General features: G+C 73.3%; 7 protein-coding genes. All 7 read left to right on the top strand.

The genetic code is table 11. The annotated features are described in order from the left end of the window. Positions 1 to 538: 538 nt before the first annotated feature. The gene (locus ACJ73U_RS12730) at positions 539 to 1,663 is read left to right on the top strand and encodes a TadA family conjugal transfer-associated ATPase (protein ID WP_407777790.1); all 1,125 of its coding nucleotides are present in this window, start codon (positions 539 to 541) and stop codon (positions 1,661 to 1,663) included. Beyond that, entirely contained in the window at positions 1,657 to 2,454 is a 798-nt protein-coding gene (locus ACJ73U_RS12735; protein ID WP_407777791.1) for a type II secretion system F family protein, read from the top strand. The genes ACJ73U_RS12730 and ACJ73U_RS12735 overlap by 7 nt, the downstream gene beginning before the upstream one ends. After that, positions 2,451 to 3,185: a type II secretion system F family protein gene (locus tag ACJ73U_RS12740; protein ID WP_407777792.1), complete on the top strand. Its 735-nt coding sequence runs from the start codon at positions 2,451 to 2,453 to the stop codon at positions 3,183 to 3,185. The genes ACJ73U_RS12735 and ACJ73U_RS12740 overlap by 4 nt, the downstream gene beginning before the upstream one ends. A gap of 25 nt (positions 3,186 to 3,210) precedes the next feature. Then, complete coding sequence (locus ACJ73U_RS12745; RefSeq protein ID WP_407777793.1) at positions 3,211 to 3,387, top strand: DUF4244 domain-containing protein; 177 nt, start codon at positions 3,211 to 3,213, stop codon at positions 3,385 to 3,387. A gap of 5 nt (positions 3,388 to 3,392) precedes the next feature. Further along, positions 3,393 to 3,752 carry a TadE family type IV pilus minor pilin gene (locus ACJ73U_RS12750; protein WP_407777794.1) on the top strand — a complete coding sequence of 120 codons (360 nt, stop codon included), beginning with the start codon at positions 3,393 to 3,395 and terminating at the stop codon, positions 3,750 to 3,752. Positions 3,753 to 3,901: 149 nt separating this feature from the next. Then, entirely contained in the window at positions 3,902 to 4,435 is a 534-nt protein-coding gene (locus ACJ73U_RS12755) for an Rv3654c family TadE-like protein (RefSeq protein ID WP_407777795.1), read from the top strand. Positions 4,436 to 4,644: 209 nt separating this feature from the next. Beyond that, positions 4,645 to 5,277, top strand: coding sequence for a bifunctional DNA primase/polymerase (locus ACJ73U_RS12760; RefSeq protein ID WP_407777796.1), 633 nt, complete (start codon positions 4,645 to 4,647; stop codon positions 5,275 to 5,277). Positions 5,278 to 5,628: the final 351 nt, after the last annotated feature.

Raw genomic sequence — 5,628 nt, forward strand, 5'->3', positions numbered from 1 at the left:
CCGTCGCGAGCGGGAGCAACCCTCGCGAGCGGGAGCAACCCTCGCGAGCGGGAGCAACCCTCGCGAGCGGGAGCAACCCTCGCGAGCGGGAGCAACCCTCGCGAGCCGGAGCGACGCTCGCGAGCGGAGCAACGCGCGGGGCCGACGCGACCCCTCGCGCGAGCAACGCCGCGAGCGGAGCGAGGCCCACGGGCCGAAGCGACCGTCGCGAGCCGAAGCGACGCCCGCGAGCGGAGCAACGCCCGGGGTCCGAAGTGACCGCCTCGCGCCGAGCGGACCCCGCGAGCGGCGCGCAGCCCGTGGGCCGAAGCAACGCCCGCGAGCCGAGCAACGCCCGCGAGCCGAGCAACGCCCGCGAGCCGAGCAACCCCGCGGGCCGAGCAACCCCGCGGGCCGAGCAACCCCGCGGGCCGAGCAACCCCGCGGGCCGAAGCGACCCTCGCGAGCCGAGCAATCCCCGCCAGCGAGCAACCCCGCGACCGATCAACACACGAGCAACCGACCACCCAACCCAGCGGCACTCCAGAAAGGAGCCCACGTGAGCACGCCTGACCTCGTCGAGCGCGTCCGCAGTCGTCTCGCGACCAGCGGGACCGCCGTCACCCGTGCCGAGGTGGCCCGGGCCGTCCGCGAGGAGAGCGGCATCGCCGGGCACGACGACATCCTCACCGCCACCGACCGGATGACGCAGGAGTTCGTCGGTGCCGGCCCGCTGGAGCCGCTGCTCCGCGTCCCCGGCACGACGGACGTCCTCGTCACCGCCCCGGACCAGGTGTGGTGCGACGGCGAGGGAGGACTGCGCCGCACCGACATCGCCTTCCCCGACGAGGACGCCGTCCGCCGCCTCGCGCAGCGGCTCGCCCTCGCGTGCGGGCGGCGGCTCGACGACGCCCAACCGTTCGTCGACGCCTGGCTGCCCGGCAGGGTCCGGCTCCACGCGGTACTTCCACCCATCGCCGCGGGCGGCACCTGCATCTCGCTGCGGGTCCTCCGCCCGGCCAGCCACGACCTCGACTCGCTCCGCGCCCTCGGCACGTTCGACGCCAATGTCCACGACACGCTCCGCGCCATCGTCGAGGCCCGGCTGGCGTTCGTGATCACCGGCGGCACCGGCGCGGGTAAGACATCACTGCTCAACGCACTCCTCGCCGAGGTCTCCGCACGGGAACGCATCGTCTGCGTCGAGGACGCGGCCGAGCTGTCGCCGAACCACCCGCAGTTCGTCCGTCTCATCGCGCGGCAGCCGAACGTCGAGGGCGCCGGCGAGGTAACCCTCGCCGACCTTGTCCGCCAGGGCCTGCGTATGCGCCCGGACCGGCTCATCGTGGGCGAGGTCCGTGGCGCCGAGGTGTGCGACCTGCTCACCGCACTCAACACGGGGCACGACGGCGGCGCCGGCACCGTCCACGCCAACTCGCCCGCCGAGGTGCCCGCCCGCATGGAGGCCCTCGCCGCGCTCGGTGGACTGCCCAGGGCGGCACTGCACAGCCAACTGTCGGCTGCGTTCCACGTCGTCCTGCACATGCGTCGCGACCGGGACGGCACTCGCCGGCTGACCGACGTGGGCGTCTTCGACCGGGACGGCGACACGGTGAAGGTCGTCCACGACCGCGCCCGGCTGAAGGCACTGCTCGCCGAGCGAGGGGTGGAGGCACCATGGTGAGCCTCCTGCTGACCAGCCTCGCGTTGCTGTGCTGGCCGGACACCCGCGCCGCGGCCCGCCTGCGCGTCATCGCTGGTCAGGGACGAAACAAGCACTTGCGCTCGCCGCGCCGAAGTGCGGTACCGGCCGTGGCGGCAGCAGTCCTCACGGGGTGGCTGGCAGCCGGCCCGGGAGGCGCGACGGCGGGGACGCTCCTGGCACTCACGGTCCGCCGAGAACTCCGCGCCCGAGCGGAAAGCCGTCGGGTGCTGACGGCTACCGACAACCTCGCCGAAGCACTCCGTGCGCTCGTCGCCGGCCTCCGCGCCGGCGCGCATCCGGCCGCCGCCGCGGAGCTGGCCGCCGAGGACGTCCATCCCGAGACGGCGGCCACCATGCGTGCCATCGCGGCGGCGGCCCGGCTGGACGGCGACCTGACGACCGTCCTCGGCACCGCGAGCAGGCCCGTGCTGGCCACGGCACTCCGCCGGGTCGTCAGGGCCTGGCAGCTGGCACATCGACACGGCCTCCCGCTGGCCGACGTACTCGACGCGGTCCGCCGCGACCTGGATCAACGAGCGCGCTTCACCCGGCAGGTCCTCGCCAGGATGGCGGGACCGAGATCGAGTGCGGTGGTGCTGTCGCTGTTGCCGGTGGCCGGCATCGCGCTCGGTGTGGCCGTCGGTGCGGACCCGCTGAGCGTCCTCGCCGGCACCGCGCTCGGGCAGGTCCTGCTGGTGACGGGCGTGACCCTGTTGTGCGGGGGCGTGGCGTGGTCGGCACGCATCACGAACCAGGCGGTCACCGGATGAACGACCTCAGCACCGCCCTCGTACTGCTGGCCGCGGCGATCCCGCTGTGGTCCCGCGGAGGGGTACCGAGCCTGCGCCTCGACCGGCTGGACGGCCGGGTGACGGCCAGGGCGCGCCTGTGGGGGCGCATCACCGGCCGAAGACCGGGCGGCGCACCGCCGCCACGGCTGCTCGCGGCGGCAGTGGGCACCGGCGCGGCGCTGGTGATCGGTGGGCTGGTCGGCGCGGTCGCGGGAGCCGTGGTGGCGGTAGCCGTCTGGTGGTTCCTCCGCCGCGCACGGCGACCGCCCAGAGCCGACCCGATGACCGTGGCAGCGAGCTGGGACCTGCTGGCCGCCTGCCTGCGGGCCGGCCTACCGGTGCCGACCGCGGTCATCGCGATCGCCGGTGAGCTGCCGTCCGAGGCGTCCCGGGCGCTCAGGGAGTCCGCCGAACTGCTGGCGCTGGGTGCGGACCCGGACACGGCGTGGGCGCCGGCGACCAGCTGCCCGGACACGGCGGCACTCGCGAGGGGTGCCCGGCGTGCGGCTCAGTCGGGTACGGCGTTGGCCGACCTCGCCGGCGAGCTGGCGGCGGACGTGCGAGCGACCGTCGCCGACGCGGCGGAAGCAACGGCGCAGCGCGCGGCTGTGCTGATCACCGCGCCACTGGGACTGTGCTTCCTCCCCGCGTTCGTCTGCCTCGGCATCGTGCCGGTGATCGTCGGTCTCGCCCGGCAGATGTCCCTGTGAACAACCCCCGAGGAAAGGAGTAGTCATGTTCAGCCTGTCCCGCGAGGTCTTCCTCGACGACACGGGTGCGACCAGCGAGGAGGGGATCCTCATCATCGCGTTGTCCTCGCTCGCGGTGATCTTCCTGATGATCCTGCGGAGTGACGCCGTGCGGGACCAGCTCACACAATGGGTTCAACAGGCGTTCGAGGCCAGCGGGTGAGGTCCGTGGCCAGGCATCGCCGCGGCAAGCGGGAGAACGACCGCGGTGCGGTGACGGTGGAGACGGCCATCGGGCTGACGGCGCTGTTCCTGGTCCTCGGTCTGCTGCTGTACGGCGTGTCGGCCGCGGCCGACCAGGTGCGGTGCGTCGACGCGGCGCGGGAGGCGGCCCGGCTGACCGCGCGTGGCGACGTCGACCTGGCCAGGGAGGCGGCCGCCCGGATAGCGCCGGCCGGCGCGGAGGTCGACGTCCAGATCGAGGGTGAGCGTGTCCACGTCGATGTCGACGCGACTCCGGCCGGCGATCTGCTCCCGGGTGTCCACCTCCACGCGGAGGCCTTCGCCGTCCGTGAGCCGGGTGGGTGAGCCGGACCGTGGGGCGCCACAGGAGGGCGAGTGCGGGCGGTCGCGCCAGGCGGAGCCGCCCGCCGGCTGGTGGGCAGCACATACGCGCGGCTTCTCGGAAAGGTTGGCGGTCGTCGCGGATTGGCTGGGCGAGCGGCCGGCGGGCGTCGGTGAGCGGCTCCGACCGTCGTGGCCGGCAGCTGTACGGCGGGGTGGTCCCGGTGCCCGGCCATTGGTCGGCGGACTTCCTGGGCGTCGGCGGGTGGCGGGGCAAGGCGCTCCAGCCGTTCAACCGCTCGCCGTCATACGGGTGCGATGAGCGGTTTGGCGACCGAGGGGCGGCGACGGTGTGGACCGCCGGCGTCGTCGCGGCGGTGGCGGTCCTGACCGTCTGGCTGCTCTGGTTCGTCTCGGCCGTGGTCACGCGCCACCGCGCGGAGAGCGCCGCCGACCTCGCCGCGCTCGCGGCCGCGACCAAGGCTGTCGCTGGTGAACGAGCCGCGTGCGACGAGGCACGGTGGGTAGCCGGACAGATGGGTGTGGAGCTGCGGTCGTGCCGGCTGTCCGGTTGGGACGCGCTGGTGGAGGTGGTCGCGGCGCCGCCGGGAGTGCTGAGCCGGCTCCGGCCGGCGGTGGCGAGGGCGCGTGCGGGACCGGTCGAACAGGACGCTGAGGCGAGTTCAACGGTCGCCCACGAACGGTGAGCGGCAGCGTCCAGTCCCCGCGAGTGGTCTGGACCAGCCGTTGACCGCAGGAGGGGAGTTCAGCCCCTCGTTAACCCGGAGTTCGTTTCACCGTGCGGGAACTACCAGTTGCCGACAACGAGTGTCGGCACGTGGACACGTTGCCGTTTATTAAGCGTAGGGCGCTCGCCGCACAGGGCGCCCGAAGAACTAGGAGGCAAGAGCTCGACATGTTGGACATGGATTCGTCGGATAGCTGGCGCAGGGCCTTCCGCGTCGAACTCCGGGCGCAGGCCATCGGCCTCGCATGGCGCGGGTGGTCGGTTTTGCCAGGCACCTATCCGGCGGGCCCGCAGTGGGCGGGCCGCGAGGGCGTGGAGAACACCGGCCCGGTGCCGGTGCACGCCGACTGGCAGGAGCGCATCGGCACGAAGCCGGAGCAGGTCGCCACGTGGTGGACCGGCCGGCCGTACAGCCTGCTGCTGGCCACCGGCGTGACGCTCGACGCCATCGAGGTTCCCGGCCACCTGGGCCGCGGTGCCGCCCGCGTGCTGCGTGCGGTCGGACTGCCGGTGCCGATCATCGCGACACCGGACGACCGCTGGACGTTCCTCGTCAGCAGCGGGCAGCAACTCGCCCGTCCACTCGCCGAGCACGGCGACGTCGTGCTGCACCAGGCCGGTAGCTGGGTGCCGCTCCCGCCGACGCCGGTTGAGCACGGTGTCGTGCACTGGCGTGTCCGTCCCGAGGTGTGCGGTTGGCAGATGCCGACGCCGAGCCTCGTGCAGGACGCGCTGATGGACGCCATCACCAACGAGTCGACCTACGCGGCAGGCAGCACGCGACTCGTCACCGCGGACTGAAAGTCCGCGGTCGAGGTCCCAACCCTCGAAAGCCAGTTGCCGGAAACCGCACCCATCCGGCAACAAGGCGGTGGCACGTTCCGCATTCCGCGGCACCACCGCACTAACCCGTCCCGGGCAGGCGCTGCTCCCGCACCTATCAGCGGCCGACCGGGACGGGCAGCATGCCGGGCGCTCGCAGAGGAGAAGGTCTCCCGCGTCGCGACCGACAGGGACAAGGCGGCCACGCCGCATCGGCCAACCCGGCCGAAGGCGACCGTCTGTCTCGTGGAGGGGTCTGCCTCCCCGTACCTCCGCGAGACAGAGGGAAGCCGAGCCGACGTCCCGAATGGAGCGCGACTCCCGAGAGCG

Source organism: Actinophytocola sp., from assembly GCF_045807065.1.
Taxonomy (GTDB): Bacteria; Actinomycetota; Actinomycetes; order Mycobacteriales; family Pseudonocardiaceae; genus Actinophytocola.

Excerpts from the sequence above, each read along its gene's own strand:
- ACJ73U_RS12745 (WP_407777793.1), top strand. The coding sequence starts at position 3,211 with ATGTTCAGCCTGTCCCGCGAGGTCTTCCTCGACGACACGGGTGCGACC.
- ACJ73U_RS12740 (WP_407777792.1), top strand. The coding sequence starts at position 2,451 with ATGAACGACCTCAGCACCGCCCTCGTACTGCTGGCCGCGGCGATCCCG.
- ACJ73U_RS12735 (WP_407777791.1), top strand. The coding sequence starts at position 1,657 with ATGGTGAGCCTCCTGCTGACCAGCCTCGCGTTGCTGTGCTGGCCGGAC.
- ACJ73U_RS12760 (WP_407777796.1), top strand. The coding sequence starts at position 4,645 with ATGTTGGACATGGATTCGTCGGATAGCTGGCGCAGGGCCTTCCGCGTC.